A 15,878-nucleotide genomic window follows, 5' to 3' on the forward strand; every position below is an offset into this window, starting at 1 on the left:
GTCAGCCCTTCGTGGCGCCGGTGGTCAGACCGCTGATGATGTGCCGCTGCATGATCACGAAGAAGGCCAGCGCGGGAAGCACCGCGAGCAGCAGGTTGGGGAAGACCACCGCGTAGTGCGTGGAGTACTTGCCGACGGCGGCGTACACACCGGTGGTGACCGTGTAGAGGCCGCTGCCGGGGCCGAGGATGATCTGCGGGGTGGCGAAGTCGTTCCACACGCTCAGGCTGTGCAGGATCACCGCGGTGGCGACCACGGGCCGCATGAGCGGGAAGATCACCAGCCAGAAGGTGCGCAGCCGTCCGGCGCCGTCCACGGCCGCGGCCTGGTCGAGTTCGGGTGGCACGGTCCGGATGTACGCGCTGTAGAGGAAGACCGAGACGGGCAGGGTCAGGGTCGTCTCGAACAGCACGAATCCGGGGATCGTGCCCATCAGGCCCACGTATTTGAGGACGTAGACGACCGGGATGAGGATCACCTGGCTGGGCACGAAGGTGCCGGCCACGAAGAGCAGCAGCAGCGCGGTGTGCCCACGGGTGCGGCCCCGGGCGATGACGTAGGAGACCGGTGCGGCGATCAGCAGCGACAGGGCGTTGACGAGGACGACGAACAGGGCCGTGATGCCGTACGCCCGCACGACGTCGAAGTCCGGGTTGGACAGGGCGTCGCGCAGGTAGGACGGGCTCAGCCGGGCGAGCGGCAGTCCGAACGGGGAGGTCCTGATGTCCTGCTCGGACTTGAAGGCGTTGACGGCCAGCAGCCACATCGGTACGAGCATCAGCAGGGCCCCGGCGCCCAGCGCACTCCACCGCGCGGCCGTCCACGCGCGGGCCCGCCGACCGGGTCGGTGGTGCGACGGGTGGGCGGCGCCGGGCGGCGGGCCGTCCGCACGGACGGCGGTGCCGGTGACGGGCGGCGGCGGGAGGGGTGCGGGCCGGTGGCTCACGGGGTGGTTCATGCGGCTGCTCCGGCGTCCGTGCGGCGGCGCACGAGGGTGACGGCCAGGGCCGCGGCGCCGGTGATGACGGTGAGGACCACCGACTGCGCGGACCCGTAGCCCAGGACGTTGTTCTGGAAGGACTCGCCCAGGATCAGATAGGCCCCGGTCTGGGTGCTGCCGGCCGGGCCGCCCGCGGTCAGCGACAGCACCAGGTCGTAGGTGCGCAGCAGTGAGACGAGGGTCAGCACGATGTTGACGGTGACGATCGGGGCGATCATCGGCAGGGTCACGTGACGCAGCGTCTGCCACCGGCCCGCGCCGTCCAGTCGCGCGGCCTCGATCAGCGACGCGGGCACGGTCTGCAGGCCCGCGATGTACAGCACGAGGGCGAATCCGAATCCCGACCACACGATGACGAGGATCAGGCTCGCCAGCGCCCATCCGGGCTGGGACAGGAAGGGCAGGCCGGAGTGGCCCAGCGCGTCTAGCACGGTGTTGACGGCGCCGTTGGTGGACAGCAGCGCGGACCACAGGAATCCGATGATCAGCGCGCTGATGACGTAGGGGTAGAAGAACACGGTCCGCAGGAAGGTGTTGACCCTGCCCGGGGTGGCGATGGCCAGCGCCACGCCGAGGCCGACGAGGTTGATCAGGGCGGTGCCCACGACCGCGATCACGCCCGTGACCCAGGCCGCGTGGCGGACCTCGGGATCGTGCAGCAGTTGCCGGTAGTTGTGCAGGCCGACCAGGGCCGGGTGGGCGGTGTAGCCGTCCCAGTCGGTCAGGCTGAGGTAGGCCGACAGTCCCAGCGGCACCACCATCATGAGCGTGAAGAGCAGCAGGGCCGGTGCGGTCATCACGGCTCCGGCCAGCCGGTCGCGCGTCCGTGCCGAGGCGAGGCGGACCGCCGGCACCGGGGCCGGGCGCGGTGAGGAGTGCACGCTCACTTGGTCTGCGCCTTCAGCCAGGAGTCGAGCGTCTGCATCGCGGCGGCGGGGTCGCCGCCGGTGTAGAGGCTCTGGATCCGCTTGCCGGCCTGGTCCTCGAACCCGGCGGGCATCTGGTACTCGCCGCCGCCCATGATCGCCTGGTGGCCGTCGGCGGTGTCGTCGAGCAGTCGCTGCACCTCGTCGGAGAGCGGGGAGAGCGTGTAGGGGTAACCGGTGCGGTAGGAGGTGTCCTGCTTGAGCTGGCTCTCGACCGCGGCCTTGTCCGTCGTCAGGAACTTGACGAGCTTGGCATCCGCCGTCTGGTGGCTGCTGCCCTTGAAGATCCGGTAGTTGGCGCCGGGCGTGACCGACAGCCGTGACGTCGCGGGGTCGTTGGTCTGCGGTACGGCGAACACCCCGACCTCGAAGTCCTTCTTGGCGGCGTGCTCGGCGGCGACGAACCAGCAGCCCATCGGGTAGAGGGCGGACTTGCCCGAAAGGAAGGCGGTCTCGCCGTCCGCGTACTTCGTGCCGAGGGCGTTCTTGTCGATGTAGCCCTTGTCGATCCACGACTTGTACAGGGCGGCCCCCGGGCCGAGGTCCTTGGCCAGGGAGCGCTTGCCGGTGGCCGCCTGGAGGTACCAGTCCTTGTCGGGTGTGGTGAGCGTCGGTCCGAACAGCTGCATGAACTGCGCCTCGGTCACCCACTCCCCCGCGGTCTGCATCGGCAGGTAGCCGGCGGTCTTGAGCCTGCCCATGTCGGCGGTCAGCTCGTCCAGGGTGCGCGGTTCCTCGGTGATGCCCGCCTTCTTGAAGGCCGTCTTGTTGTAGAAGACGAGTGACTGGGCCTGCTGGCCGATCGACACGTCGTACAGCCGGCCGTCCAGCCGCTGGGCGTCGGCCATGGGAGCCGAGGTGGCCCACTTCTGGTCGGAGAGGTCTCTGAGGTAGGGGACGACCTTGTTGCTGTGCGAGCCCTCGACCACGTCGGGCGGGCTGCCCGCGGCGAGCTGCTGCGGGAGGGTGGTGTCGACCGATCCGTCGGACGAGGTGGGCGCCTCGATCCGCACCTTGATTCCCGGATTGGCCTTCTCGAAGGGCGCCACCAGGTTCCGCCAGTAGTCCTTCGTCAGGTTCGGGGTGATGTTGACCAGCATCCGGACCGTCCCGGTCGCCCCCGCGCCGGGGTCGCCGCCGTTCGTGGACTGGAACCCTCCGCCGCCGCAGGCCGTGGCCAGCAGGCCGAGCGAGAGAAGGGTGCCGGCCGCCCCGGCGGCTCTGCCATGTCTCATGTCGCACTCCCTCGATACGCTGCTATCGATAGGCGATATGAACGCCTGCGCGACCTCACTGTCAAGAGCCATAACAAAATCGAGGCGATCATCGATAAGATGCGAAGTGGTCTACACGAGGAGGCTTCATGGCGAGCGCCATCGGACAGCCGCTGACGCGGGTACTGCTGTCCGACCAGGTGTACACACGAGTACGCGGCCTGATCATCGAGGGCACGCTCAAGCCGGGCGACCGCCTGGTGGAGTCCGAGATCGCCCGCCAGCTCGCCGTCAGCCAGGCCCCCGTCCGCGAAGCGGTCAAACGCCTGGTCCACGAGGGCCTGGCGCAGCACATCCCGCGGCGCGGCAGCTTCGTCGCCTCGGTCGCCCAGGAGGACGCGGACGCGGCCCGCGCGGTGCGGGTGACCATCGAGGAACTGGCGGCGCGAACCCTGGCCGAGCACCCGTCGGCCACGGCGACGGCCCAGCTCCAGGCTCAGGTGGAGCTGATGCGGGAGGCCGCGCGGGACGGCGACGTCGGCCGGTTCAGGGACGCGGACATCGTCTTCCACCGCATCGTGTGCGAGGCCGGCGGCAACCCCTTCCTGCCGAAGGTCTGGGCCGTGATGGAACCGAGCCTGCGCGCCCTCCGCGTCGTCTCCGATCCGCTGTTCACGGGGGACTGGCAGGAGATGGCCGAGCAGCACGCCGGCCTGCTGCGGGTGCTCGAAGCGAACGACCCGCAGCTGGCGGCGCGGAAGTTCGCCGCCCACGCCCGGGGCGAGATCCCCCTGGGCTGAGCGGGGTCTCCGGTACGGCTCGTGCCCCCGCGACGGTGTGTCGCGGGGGCACGGACACGTCGGAGCGGACCCCGGCGACGGGCCGCGCGGCCAGGCGGGACGCGCCGGGATCCGACTCTATCGATAGGCGATGGGGGCGGCGTTCCGGCAGCTCGGAGGCGCCGGCCGGCCCGGGATCCGCCGGGCCTGCCGGCACGCCGCCCACGGCCGCCTCGTCACTGGGACACCCCGGCCGGTCAGCCCACGATCAGGGGGTCCGCTCCTCGCGGACGAGGACGACGCTCCACGGCGCGATCGCCCGGTCGATGCGCAGTTCTCCGTCGGCCGAGGCACGGACCGTGTGCCGGGCCGGCGCCCCGGCTTCGCGCCTCAGACGTCTGGCCTGTTCCCTGCCGAGCGGATCGGGCGAGCCCATCCGCCTCCACAGCTCCAGGGTGTTGCCGCTCTCGTGGTCCAGGACCTCGACGGTGAACGCCGCGCGGGCGGGCAGTCCCGTCAGGGTGATGCCGAGCCGCCTCGGAGTTCCCGTCGCGAGCGTGCGCTCCGCGACGGTCCGGTCGTCGAACGAGGCGGGCGGAGCCGTCGTGACCTCGGCCGGATAGTGGTAGGCGAGGACGGTGAGCGCGCCGCTGTCGCCGTGCCGGGTGACGACGGCCCCCGGAACCCGGGCCAGCAGTTCGTCGCCGAGGCTGCCGAGGAACCGGTAGGCGTGGAAGACCGGCTTCGGAACTCCCTGGAAGTTGATCATCCCGAAGCCGCCGTGGAAGACGGTGTCACCCGCGCCCGCCTCCTCGAAGACGTCCGTGAACGCCCAGTACGACAGCGAGTCCACCAGTCCGGCGGACTCCAGGTTCGCCTTCACGACGAAGGTCGCCGCCTGGAGGTGGTCGTGCGTGTGGTCCCGGGGCGACGGGCTGGAACTCCACTCCGTCAGATGGATCTCGGCGCCGGGGAACGGGCTCGCGTCGACCGTGCGCCGCAGCACTTCGAGGTCCTGGCGGGTCGCGTCCGCGTGCCGCGTGAGTTTGACGGACCGTCCCAGGTCGTCGAGCGCCCAGTCGGTGGGATAGGGGTGGGCGGACACGAAGTCGACCGGCGATCCGGTGCGATGGCAGTGGTCGAGGAATTCGGTGAGCCAGACCGGCGTCCAGTCCAGTGCGTCCAGGTCGGGTGCGGCGATGGTCTCCGCGTGCCGGGTGAGATCCTCGACCTCACCCGCGAACCGGTCGTCGGGAACGAAGTTGCTGGTCGCCGGGCCGCCCACCCGCAGAGCCGCGTCGACGCTCCGCACGGCGGCCGCCGTGGCGGTGTAGAGCGCGAAGTACTGGCTGCGGGTGCCGTGGAAGAACGGGCGCAGGTTGGGCTCGTTCCACACCTCGAAGTACCACTGCCGGATTTCGCCGACGCCGTACCGGTCGGCCCAGTGCCGGACCAGCGCCGCGACGAGGTCGCTCCATCTCTCCAGGTCCACGGGCGGGGATCCGTTCGCCCTCCACCAGAAGACCGTGTCCCGCTCGGTGGCCAGGTCGCCGGGGCTGAAGCCGAGTTCGACGAACGGGCGGACGCCGAGGTCGAGCAGGCGGTCGAAGAGTTCGTCGACGTACTGGAAGTTGTGGACCGGGCGTCCGTCCTGCTCGCGGTAGACGAACATGTCGTCGTGCAGCAGCCCGTGGAAGCGGACGTAGCGGAATCCGCAGGCGCGCGCGGCCGTGTCGAGCTGTTCCAGCCAGCCCGCCCGCAGGCCCTCGTTGGCGCGGCCGGCGCCGACGCACAGGTTCCAGAAGTGGGCCAGCGGGGTTCCCGGGGACGCGGCGTCCACCCGCGCGGTGATGTCCACTCCGCTGTCTCCGTCCCTCTGTCCGGTCATGTGTCCATGCCTCCGCTCCTGTCGACGCGGCCGGACCACGTCGCCAAATTTCCATACAATCGATAGACGATCAAAGGTCCGGAACGAATCGACGTCAAGACCCACCGGGCCACCACGAAGGGCGAGCGCTCGGATACCACCAGGTCAGAGGCCGTACGTCAGAAGAGGCGCCGCCCGTCGCCCGCGGTCCGACCGGCCCTGGCCGTCCACCCCGAGCGTCATCCGGCACCTCGAATACGTCTCAATCGATAGCGTTCCGAGTCGTTGACACTCCAGAATTGCCCCGGCTAGCGTGCAGCGACTATCGATAGGCGATTGGATCAAGCATGAGACGGTCCACCCCCAGACTGGCGGTGCTCGTGTCCGCCGCGCTGCTCCTCACCGGTGGCGAACTGAGCGCCAGCGCCCAGACCTCGCACGCCACCACCTACTACGTCAGCCCGTCGGGTTCGGACAGCCGGCCGGGCACGGCGACCGCGCCGTTCGAGCACATCCAGAAATGCGCGACCGTGATGGTCGCCGGGGACACGTGCGTCATCACCTCGGGCACCTATCGGGAGCACGTCGTCCCCGCGCACGACGGCACCGCGCGGGCGCGCATCACCTACCGGGCCGCGGCGGGCGCCGACGTCGTCATCGACGGCACGGACGAGGTGTCCGGCTGGCAGCGGGTCACCGGCGCCGACCTCTCAGACCTCACGTCCCACGACGCGACCCTGGACGGATCCCCGTTCGCCTCGGCCGTCGGCGACGGGCACATCTACCGCACGCACGTCACCCTCGATCCCGCGCTCCCCGGCAACCAGGTCTTCTTCGACGGGACGCCGGGCGTCGAGGCGCAGTGGCCCTACCCCGGCGACAACCCCCTGGCGCCGAACCTGGCCTCCGCCCAGTCGGGGACCACGACGAGCCTGTCCGACAGCGCGCTGACGCAGCCCGAGGGATTCTGGAAGGGCGCGCGGCTGACCGCGCACAACTGGTTCGTGAGCGAGACCGGCACCGTCACCAGTTCCTCCGTCGGGAGCGTCACCGCCGCCTCCCTGCCCGACTGCGTCGGCCTGAGCCCGAACCAGCGGACGGCCTACTCGCTCAGCGGGAAGCTGGCGCTGCTCGGGCACGCCGGGGAGTGGTACTACGCGGACGACACTCACACGCTGTACGGGTGGATGAAGGACGGCGACGACCCGTCCGGGCACACGGTCGAGGCCAAGCAGCGCAACGTCGGTCTCGATCTGTCCGGGCGCTCGTACACATCGCTCGACGGCCTCGGTGTGCGCGCCACCACGGTGCGCACCTCGGCCTCCTCCTCACACGACGTGATCGACCGTATGACGGCGCGCTACGTCTCGGCCTACGCCGATCTGGCCCCGGACCCGGCCATGGTGACGAAGCCCGACGGTTGCGCCGTGCTGACGGCAGGCGAGTCGACGTCCGGGATCATCCTCGACGGGCAGCACAACACCTTCAGCAACAGCACCGTCGACTGGAGCGCGGGCAACGGTGTCGTGGCGATGGGCTCCCACAACACCGTCACCGACAACACCATCACCCACACCGACTACCTGGGCAGCTACGCGGCCGGCATCAACGTCATCGGGTCCGACCTCACCATCACCCACAACACCGTCGCCCAGGCCGGACGCAGCGATCTCAACATCGACGACAAGATGACCGGGGCCAAGGTCTCCGGCAACGAGATCGCCTACAACGACTTCTCCGGGTACAACATCCTGGTCAACGACGGCGGCGCCATCTACGTGTGCTGCAAGATCGACCTGACCGGCACCGTGATGCATCACAACCTGCTGCACGACGCGGCCCCCGGCGCGGCAGCCGCACCCGCGCCCGGCATCTACTTCGACAACGGCGCCTACAACGCGACCGCCTGCAACAACGTCGCCTGGAACGGCACGAGTTACGGCGTGGTCCTCTTCAACGGGGACAGCACGTCCGGAGACCGGGCGTACAACAACACCTCGGGCACCGACAGCAGAGCCGTCAGCTTCAACGGCGCGGCCTACGCGAACGTGGACGTGGCCAACAACATCGGTGACACCGACGGCCCGGACGGTGTCACCCGGTCGCACGATCTCCCGTACTCCACGGACCCGCTGTTCGCCTCCCCCGACACCCATGACTACTCGCTCCAGGCGCAGTCCCCCGCGCGGGCGTCGGGAGTGGTCAAGCCGCCCGCGACCGACGGGTACAAGGGCCGGCGGCCCGATGCCGGCGCCTACCCGTACGGAGTCCCCAAGTGGACCGGCGGCTCGTCGCTGCGCACGACGACCGTGCAGGCCGAACGCTACGCCGACAGCAGCGGTGTGGCCCGGCACGCCGCCGGCACGGGCTCCGTGCTCGGCAACTTCGACGGCGGGGACTGGGTCGAGTACACCGGCGTCGACTTCGGCTCGGGCCGCACCATGTTCACGGGCAGCATCGGTGACGATCCCGCCTACAGCGGACGGCAGTTCGCGATCCACACCGACAGCCGCACGGGGCCGGTGATCGGCACCGTCACCGTTCTCAACACCGGTGGCTTCGACACCTACACCGACCAGTCGACGCCCATCGCCCGTACCCGGGGCGTCCACGACGTCTACCTCGTCGCCCTGGGCTCCTCCCCCGGCATCGCCAACATCGACCGCTTCGCCTTCACCGAACCCGCGACGAAGGGCTGACCGTCCCCGAGGGCTGTGCGCCGGCCGGCGCACAGCCCTCCCGCCGGCCCGGTACGCCTGAGGGGTCGCGGTGTTCCGGGAGGACAGGCCGCCGCGGGGCGCGCTCCTCGGAGCCGGGGGTGCCGTGTGGTGTGTCAGTGCCGTGGCCTAACCTTCGCTCACCGGCTACAGGACCGGCACAGGCCGCACACAACGGCCGCACATCCCTGGGGGGAATCACCGTGCGTATCCGCACACTTCCGGCTGCCGTCGCGACGGCAGCACTCTTCAGCTCCGTCGTGCTGACGACGGCCGGCCCGGCGGCCGCCGACACCAGCGTGCCGATCAGCGTCGGCGACGTGAGTGACACCGTCGTCGACGGCGCTCACCAGCACCTCTACGTCAGCGGCGACAGCGCGATCTCCGTCGTCGGCTACAACGGCAAGGTACTCAGCAGGCTCACCGGCCTGCCCCAGGTGACCGACCTCCAGTTGAGCCCGGACGGCAGCACCCTGTACGCCGCGGTCACCGGAGCGGACAAGATCGTCGCGTTCGACACGGCGACCCTCACGCAGACCGCCGAGTACCCGACCGGCAGCGGGACGGCACCGCGCTGGATCGCCCTCACCGAGGGCCGGATCTGGTTCGGCTACGGCGACCAGTGGGACTCCGGACTCGGCGGGATCGACCTGAGCACCGACCCCGCCGCCGTCACCCTCGACCTCGCGGGCGACCACGACTTCGCCACCACGCCGCGGCTGTTCGCCGACCCGGCGAACCCCACCACCCTGGTCGCCCTCGACCCGGGGATCAGCAGCGGGCCGATCATCGTCTACGACATCTCCACCGGCACCCCGGTCATCCGCGTCGCCGCGGACGAGGGCGGCTTCTACCGGGACGGCGCGCTCACCCCGGACGCGCAGTCGATCGTCGTGGCCGGTCCGGGCAACCGCGCGGTCACCGAATACCGGCTCTCCGACCTCCAGATGGTCCACCAGTACCCGGTCAAGGACGAGCCGGAGACCGTCAGCGTCGCCCCGGACGGGACGGTCGCGGCCACCGCGCTCGACACCGAGAACACCGGCGACACCTACGTCTTCCCCGGCGGCGCGGACGCCCCCGCCAGCATCCGCAACCTGTCGGACTCGTGGATGCCGTGGGGCGGGCACTCGACGGCCTGGTCGGCGGACGGCAGCAAACTGTTCGTGCTGACCGGCAGCACGGACTTCAGGCAGCTGCAGACCGTCACCGAACCGCGCAAGTACGTCACGGCGCTGACCGTCGACGCTCCCGCCACCGGCACGCGCGGCAAGACACTCACGGTCAAGGGCACGCTCACCACCGGTCTGAAACTGCCCGCCGGCACCCCGCTGAACGTCGTGCGCACCGACCTGCTGTCCCCGGCGGGCAAGTCGCTCGGCGTCAAGGCGCTCGGCGCGAACGGCACGTTCTCCTTCACCGACGCGCCTCCCGCGGGCAGCAAGGTGCGGTACACGGTGAGCTACGCCGGGGACGCCGCGCACACCGCGTCCTCCGCCTCGGACACCGTCACCGTCCCCCGCGCCACACCCGCCCTCACCCTCACCAACAACAAGAAGACGTACACCTACGGCAAGAACGTCGTCTTCACCGCCCATCTCGGCACCACCTACAGCAACCGCACGGTGGAGATCTGGGCCGACCCCTACGGCGCCGACAAGCCGAACAAGCTCCTGAAGACCGGCAGGACCGACACCCACGGCAACCTGTCCGCCACCGTCACCATGTCCCGCGACACCGCGGTGACCGTCGTCTTCAAGGGTGACGCCCGCTACGCCGGCCGGACCGTCAAGTCCACCGCCTACGCTCACGTGAAGACCGCCAGTTCGCTGTCCAAGTACTACCGGACCGGCACGATCGGTTCGACGCACTACCGCTACTACCACAAGAACACCGACGCCGTCCTGACCACCACGATGACCTACTACAAGGGCCGCAAGGAGCGCCTGGACCTCCAGGTCTACTCCGGCGGCAGGTGGTACACGACGTACTCGGACTACTTCTCCCTCGGCACCAGCGGCAAGTCCATCGTCAATCTCGGGCATCCCGGCAGCTCGGGCGTACGCGCCAGGGTGCGCACCTCGTACATCGACCCGTCCTCGGGCGACAACGTGAACACCACCACCTACGGCTCCTGGAACTACTTCTACTTCAGCAGCTGACTCGCCCGGACACGAGGGGAGGGCGACGGGGCCGGACAGCCCGCCGTCCTCCCGCGTGCTCGGCGCGGGAGCGGTTCACGGCGACGAGGGTCGTGCGGGAGCATGCGTCCGGTTCATCTCGCCGATGGCCTCCCACAGCACCGCTGCCCTGCCGTGGTGCCGACGCGCCAGGTCGGGCAGGCCCGCGGCGGCCTCCAGGTCGCCGATCAGCTGCCAGCAGGTGGCTTCGTCCTGGCGGTCGCCGTGCCGGTGGAAAAGTGTCGCGGCGCGCTCCAACGCCGGGCTCGCCAGGCCCCGGTCGTCCTGACCGGCGTGCACGCGGCCGATCTCCAGCAGCGTGTACGCGGCACACCGCTCGTCGGACAGCTTCTCGAACGTGGCCAGCGCCCGCCCCAGGCAGCGCAGCGCCTCCTCCCGGTGGCCTCGCCGGTCGTGCAACCGACTGAACCGTCGCAGTACGACGGCCACGCGGTGCTCGTCGTCGAGGTCTTCGGCCAGGCGCAGGGCTCCGGTGAACCAGGACTCCGCCGCTTCCAGTCGTCCCTGCATGAGGCGCATCACGCCGATGGAACAGGACAGCTGGGCCTCGATGTGCCGGTCGCCTTCGCCGACCGCTATGGCCAGCGCCTGCTCGACCCGTTCGAGCGCCTCGTCGTCACGGCCCTGCACCCGGCTGACCGTGCTGAGGGTCGCCACCGACAGCGCCTCGCCGAGCTTGTCCACTCCGTCCCGGCACAACTCGATGGAGGACTCAAGAGCTCGGGTCGCCCGGTCGAACTCGTCCTGATAGATGTGCAGTTGGCCAAGGTTGCGAAGCAGCACCGACGCCCCGCGCGCGTTGCCCGCGGCCTCGGCCGCGTCCAGGGCGAGCCGGTGCCCGTGCTGCCAGTCCTGGTACAGGCACCGGTGGTCGTAGTACGTCGCCGTACCGGCCGCCAGCTCCCAGGCCGTCTCGTCCAGGCCCCAGTCCACGGCCAGCTGCACGGCGCCGAGCAGGTTGTCGCGTTCCGTGTCGAACCAGCCGAACGGATCCGCCATGAGCCGGTCCACGACCCCGTCCGGAAGCGAACGGCGCGGCGCCGAACCGGGCGCGGCGGCCAGCAGCCCGCCCGGCAGCAGGTCGGTGCCACGCCCGACCAGATCGAGCCAGACGGACAGCACCCGGACGATCGCGTCCCGCCTGTCCGCCGTCGGCAGCTGCGCGGCGATCTCCACGGCGCAGGTCCTGATCAGGTCGTGCAGCCGGTAGCGCGGCTCGCCGAGGGCGTCGGTGGCGGTCAGCCGCACCAGGCTGGCGTCGACGAGGATGTCCAGCACCTCCTCGGCGTCCGATCGGTCCAGCAGCGGTCCGACCACCCAGCCGGGCAGGGTGGAGGCACCGAGCAGACCCAGCAGGCTCAGCGCCCGCACCGCGTCGGCCGGCAGCAGCCGCAGGCTCAGATCGACGCTGGCCCGCACGCTCAGGTCGCCGATCCGCAGCTCGGCGAGGCGTCGGGACTCGTCCTCGATCCGTTCGCGCAGCACTCGCAGCGACCACGCCGGGCGGCCGGTGAGCCGGGCGCTGGCGATCCGGATCGCCAGCGGCAGGTTGCCGCAGCAGTCGAGGATCGCGTCGGCCTCCGTGGGCTCCCGGGCGACCCGCTCCCGTCCGACGATGCCCGTGAACAGCTCCCGCGCCTCCGCCGGGCTCAGCACGTCCAGGTCGAGGTGGCGGGCGCCGGGAAGATGCGTGAGCAGGGTGCGGCTGGTGATCAGCACGGCACAGCCGTCGGCCGCGGGCAGCAGCGGCAGCACCTGGTCAGCGTGACCGGCGTCGTCCAGGACCACCAGCATGCGGCGGTCGGCCAGCAACGACCGGTAGAGCGCGGCCCGTTCGGACAGACCTTTCGGGATCGCGCTGCCGACGATCGACAGGGCGCGCAGGGCCTCGGCCAGCATCAGCGCCGGGTCCCGTGGCTCGTCCGAGGTTGCCGCGAGGTCGAGGTAGAGCTGCCCGTCGGGGAAGTACCGGCTCGCCAGCCGCGCGGCGTGCGTCACCAGACAGGACTTGCCGACACCTGGACCACCCGCGACGACGGCGACCGGAGCCCGGCTCGGCCCCGACACGTCGAGTAATCGGGCGATCTCGGCGAGCGCATCGGCCCGGCCCACGAAATCGGGCACGTCGAGGGGTAGTTGCCGTACCGGCATCGCCATCGCGAGCCCGGAGAGCGTTGGGGCCGGGTTCTCCGGTGGCGTGGCCGTGGAGCTCCTCGCGGGGGGCGTGGCCGTCAGGTCGGGATCCGCGGTGAGGATGCGCTGGTGCAGCGCCTGAAGCGGCGGGGAGGGATCGACGCCGAGTTCGTCGGCCAGTGTCCTGCGCAGGCCCTCGTACACCCGCAGCGCCTCGCCTTGTCTGCTGCAGCGGTAGAGCGCGACCATCAGGTGTTCGGCGACCTGCTCGTCGTAGGGATGCTCGCGGCGCAGAGCGGTCAGTTCGCCGACGGCCTCTCGGTGCCGGCCCAGCTCCAGCTCGACGGCCAGGCACCGCTTGTGGGTGGCCGCGTGCAACTCGTCCAGCCGTGCCGCATCGGTCTCCAGGGCCCGGCTGCGCAGGTCGAGCAGGGCGCGGCCGCGCCAGCAGGCGAGCGCGTGCCGCAGCGCGGCTGCTGTTTCGGCCGGGCTCGTGGACCGTTCGGCGAGGTGTCGTCGGTGGTCGAACTCCAAGAGGTCCAGCTGGTCTTGAGCCAGGTGGATCTCATAGCCGCCGCGCCGCGTGCTGATCAGGGTGCCGGGGGCTCCGCAGGCGCCGAGGTTGCGGCGCAGTCCGGAGACGGCGTCCTGGACCTGACGGACCGCGGTGGCGGGCGCGTTCGCGTCCCACATGACGGCGACGAGCCGTTCCGTGGTCACGACGTGGTTGGCGTCGACCAGCAGTGCCGCCAGCATCTTGGCCTGCCGCGGCCCGTTCAACGGAACCGTCTCTCCGGCGATCTGGGCGTGCAACGGCCCCAGTAAGCCGAACTTCATGCTCCCCCTGGTACGTGTCGATGAACGCGTCCCCCCGGCCGACCTCGCACTAGGACGAATCTAGGACGACCGACGGATCTGTGTCCATAGCGTCTCTTCCGCACCACCGCACCACTCCCGCTCGGCCACCGACACAAGGAGCATCCGTCAGCCATGGCTCGCAACTGGAAGACCTTCGGCGCACTCGCAGTCGCGGGTTGCTGCGCCGCGATCGGCCTCACCACCGGCACCGCCGAGGCGCAGACGCAGGTGAAGACCGGCAACGTCACGCAGACCGGTGCGTACAACGACTCGGGCAGGACCGGCAACTACCAGTTCGTGGCGAACAACTGGGACAGCCGCTACCAGCGTTACCAGCAGTCGCTCGTCTGGGTGTCCGGGCAGGACGGCGGCAAGGACATGGCTCACTGCCTCCGGGGCAACGGCGGCGCCAACTGGTACGAGTCCTCGATCGTCGCCCGCAACGGCACGAACTCCTCGCACTACGACTGCACGAACAACGGCACGTACAACCAGGGCTTCGACCAGGTGGGCGTCGACCTGAGCAACTGGTGACAGGAGCCTGAGCAGGCACAAAGCGCAACCCCTGGTGCGCGCCGGCCTCGGCGCGCACCAGGGCACATCGGCGCACCAGGGCACGACCGTCGAAGGAGGAGGCCCGGACGATGCTGGGCAGACACAGGACCCGCACGGTCGTGCTGACCGTGGTGGCCGCAACGATGGCTGCGGCCGGCTTCGCGTTCTACCCGTCCCACGAGGGCCCGACAGCCCGGGCAACGGCCAACTCCCGCCGCTTCGTGCTGATCCTGGCCGGTGTGTCCGGCCAGTCGGAGTCCGGCAAGTTCGACCTTGAGGTTGCGGCCCGCACGGAGTCCCTGACCTCCGCGTGCATGAAGTCGCACGGCTTCCGGTACCTGCCCAGAAACCCGCACAGCGTGGTGGACGTCGAGGACGCCTCCGACTTCTCGAGCCTCGCCTACGCACGAAGGCACGGGTTCGGCATATCGGTGTTCCCGCACTTCGCGCCCGAGACCACGGCGGCCAGGAACAACCTCAAGAACCTCTCGGCCGCTTCCCTCAAGGCCTACGACACGGCCCTTCCCGGCTGCGTGGACAGTGCGCAGAGTACGACCGAGAAGGAGTACGGAATCCCGGAGGCGAACTCCGAGTGGGCTCGGGTGGACGACGAGGTGCAGCACGACGGACGGTACCGCTCGGCGCTCAGGACGTGGAGCACCTGCGCGGCGGCGGCCGGTCATCCGGCACGGTCCCGCCTCGCACTCATCACGGCCCTGCGCAAGCAGTACACGTCCGTCATGGCCGGCATCCAGGACGGCGACCAAGTCCTGCCCCAGGACGAACTGGCGGCGCTGGCGGCCCGGAGCCCGGCGTGGCGCACGTTCCACCGATCGGAACTCGACGCCGCCGTGGCGACGTTCCCCTGCTCGCAGACCACCGACCGGGCCTACGCGTCCATATTCCTCCGGTACCTGAACCAGGAGGATTGAGTCCGCCGCGCCGATGCGGAGCCGCGGCTAGACAGCTGCTTCGCGGACCAGCACGACTTCCAGGGTGCGGGGGCCGTGTACGCCTTCGACTCGGTCGAGTTCGATGTCGCTGGTCGCGGAGGGTCCGGAGATCCAGGTCAACGGGCGGGTGGGGTCGAGGCGTTGGAGGGCCTGGGGTACGGAGGAGACGACCTGGTCGGGGGTCCGGACGACGCAGATGTGGTGGTCGGGGACGAGGGTGATGCGGCGGCGGCCCTGGTCGGGGCTGCCGTCCAGGACGATCGTGCCGGTCTCGGCGACGGCCAGCGCGCATCCGGTGACGACGCTGTCCACCGCGTCCAGCTCGGCGGCTGTGTGCGCCGCCTGGTCGGGGACCCGTTCGGGTCCGCCGTCGGGCAGCCACTGCGGCGGCAGCGCGGGAGGCAGCAGCACGCGCCGAGACCCGTGCTCGGCGAGCAACCGGGCGATCAGGCCGGGGAGTTCTGTTTCCGTGCACCGGTGGACCAGGGCGCGGTAGTCGGCGAGGTTCTCCGCCAGCAGGTCCACCGTCTCGGCGACATCGCGCTGTCCGTGTTCGCGCAGGTAGGTCCGCTCGATCGGTGGCTCGGTGTCCGGCAGGCCGGCCAGTGCGCGTCGTACCCGGCCCAGGATCCGTTCCCTGCTGCTCACTTGGTGTCGTCCTTTCCGCCGTTCGTC

Annotated in this window: 11 protein-coding genes; 5 read left to right on the forward strand and 6 right to left on the reverse strand. The window is 70.3% G+C overall.

Annotation, left to right across the window (positions count from 1 at the left end):
- Position 1: 1 nt before the first annotated feature.
- The 3 genes from ACIQOE_RS38580 to ACIQOE_RS38590 form a co-directional block, all read right to left on the reverse strand.
- On the reverse strand, positions 2 to 958 hold the full coding sequence (locus tag ACIQOE_RS38580; RefSeq protein ID WP_401416690.1) for a carbohydrate ABC transporter permease: 957 nt from the start codon (positions 956 to 958) through the stop codon (positions 2 to 4).
- On the reverse strand, positions 955 to 1,797 hold the full coding sequence (locus ACIQOE_RS38585) for a sugar ABC transporter permease (protein WP_365564055.1): 843 nt from the start codon (positions 1,795 to 1,797) through the stop codon (positions 955 to 957). Before ACIQOE_RS38585 ends, ACIQOE_RS38580 begins: the two co-directional genes overlap by 4 nt.
- A gap of 86 nt (positions 1,798 to 1,883) precedes the next feature.
- Positions 1,884 to 3,161 (reverse strand): ABC transporter substrate-binding protein, encoded by a 1,278-nt coding sequence (locus ACIQOE_RS38590; RefSeq protein ID WP_401416691.1) that lies wholly within the window; start codon positions 3,159 to 3,161, stop codon positions 1,884 to 1,886.
- Positions 3,162 to 3,289: 128 nt separating this feature from the next.
- Between ACIQOE_RS38590 and ACIQOE_RS38595 the strand changes: the two genes are divergently transcribed.
- Positions 3,290 to 3,940 (forward strand): GntR family transcriptional regulator, encoded by a 651-nt coding sequence (locus ACIQOE_RS38595; RefSeq protein ID WP_365575540.1) that lies wholly within the window; start codon positions 3,290 to 3,292, stop codon positions 3,938 to 3,940.
- Positions 3,941 to 4,187: 247 nt separating this feature from the next.
- Here the strand turns inward: ACIQOE_RS38595 and ACIQOE_RS38600 are convergent, their stop codons facing one another.
- Positions 4,188 to 5,807: a beta-xylosidase gene (locus ACIQOE_RS38600; RefSeq protein WP_401416692.1), complete on the reverse strand. Its 1,620-nt coding sequence runs from the start codon at positions 5,805 to 5,807 to the stop codon at positions 4,188 to 4,190.
- 326 nt (positions 5,808 to 6,133) lie between these two features.
- On the opposite strand from ACIQOE_RS38600, the gene ACIQOE_RS38605 reads away from it, so the two are divergent.
- Positions 6,134 to 8,485, forward strand: coding sequence for a carbohydrate-binding protein (locus ACIQOE_RS38605; protein WP_401416694.1), 2,352 nt, complete (start codon positions 6,134 to 6,136; stop codon positions 8,483 to 8,485).
- A 221-nt stretch (positions 8,486 to 8,706) separates the two neighbouring features.
- Positions 8,707 to 10,665: a YncE family protein gene (locus tag ACIQOE_RS38610; protein WP_401416695.1), complete on the forward strand. Its 1,959-nt coding sequence runs from the start codon at positions 8,707 to 8,709 to the stop codon at positions 10,663 to 10,665.
- A 75-nt stretch (positions 10,666 to 10,740) separates the two neighbouring features.
- Here the strand turns inward: ACIQOE_RS38610 and ACIQOE_RS38615 are convergent, their stop codons facing one another.
- The gene (locus ACIQOE_RS38615; protein ID WP_401416697.1) at positions 10,741 to 13,674 is read right to left on the reverse strand and encodes a BTAD domain-containing putative transcriptional regulator; all 2,934 of its coding nucleotides are present in this window, start codon (positions 13,672 to 13,674) and stop codon (positions 10,741 to 10,743) included.
- 153 nt (positions 13,675 to 13,827) lie between these two features.
- On the opposite strand from ACIQOE_RS38615, the gene ACIQOE_RS38620 reads away from it, so the two are divergent.
- Together ACIQOE_RS38620 and ACIQOE_RS38625 are read left to right on the forward strand one after the other, a co-directional pair.
- Positions 13,828 to 14,229: a hypothetical protein gene (locus ACIQOE_RS38620; RefSeq protein ID WP_401416699.1), complete on the forward strand. Its 402-nt coding sequence runs from the start codon at positions 13,828 to 13,830 to the stop codon at positions 14,227 to 14,229.
- Positions 14,230 to 14,339: 110 nt separating this feature from the next.
- A complete protein-coding gene (locus tag ACIQOE_RS38625) occupies positions 14,340 to 15,182 on the forward strand; it encodes a hypothetical protein (RefSeq protein WP_401416701.1) in 843 nt (280 codons plus the stop codon).
- Positions 15,183 to 15,209: 27 nt separating this feature from the next.
- Here ACIQOE_RS38625 and ACIQOE_RS38630 read toward each other — a convergent pair whose 3' ends face one another.
- Complete coding sequence (locus tag ACIQOE_RS38630; RefSeq protein ID WP_401416702.1) at positions 15,210 to 15,851, reverse strand: lactate utilization protein C; 642 nt, start codon at positions 15,849 to 15,851, stop codon at positions 15,210 to 15,212.
- Positions 15,852 to 15,878 lie beyond the last annotated feature (27 nt).

It is taken from the genome of Streptomyces sp. NPDC091282, assembly GCF_044757385.1.
Classification (GTDB): domain Bacteria; phylum Actinomycetota; class Actinomycetes; order Streptomycetales; family Streptomycetaceae; genus Streptomyces; species Streptomyces gramineus.

Excerpts from the sequence above, each read along its gene's own strand:
- ACIQOE_RS38600 (WP_401416692.1), bottom strand. The coding sequence starts at position 5,807 with ATGACCGGACAGAGGGACGGAGACAGCGGAGTGGACATCACCGCGCGG.
- ACIQOE_RS38620 (WP_401416699.1), top strand. The coding sequence starts at position 13,828 with ATGGCTCGCAACTGGAAGACCTTCGGCGCACTCGCAGTCGCGGGTTGC.
- ACIQOE_RS38625 (WP_401416701.1), top strand. The coding sequence starts at position 14,340 with ATGCTGGGCAGACACAGGACCCGCACGGTCGTGCTGACCGTGGTGGCC.
- ACIQOE_RS38580 (WP_401416690.1), bottom strand. The coding sequence starts at position 958 with ATGAACCACCCCGTGAGCCACCGGCCCGCACCCCTCCCGCCGCCGCCC.
- ACIQOE_RS38595 (WP_365575540.1), top strand. The coding sequence starts at position 3,290 with ATGGCGAGCGCCATCGGACAGCCGCTGACGCGGGTACTGCTGTCCGAC.
- ACIQOE_RS38590 (WP_401416691.1), bottom strand. The coding sequence starts at position 3,161 with ATGAGACATGGCAGAGCCGCCGGGGCGGCCGGCACCCTTCTCTCGCTC.
- ACIQOE_RS38605 (WP_401416694.1), top strand. The coding sequence starts at position 6,134 with ATGAGACGGTCCACCCCCAGACTGGCGGTGCTCGTGTCCGCCGCGCTG.
- ACIQOE_RS38585 (WP_365564055.1), bottom strand. The coding sequence starts at position 1,797 with ATGACCGCACCGGCCCTGCTGCTCTTCACGCTCATGATGGTGGTGCCG.
- ACIQOE_RS38615 (WP_401416697.1), bottom strand. The coding sequence starts at position 13,674 with ATGAAGTTCGGCTTACTGGGGCCGTTGCACGCCCAGATCGCCGGAGAG.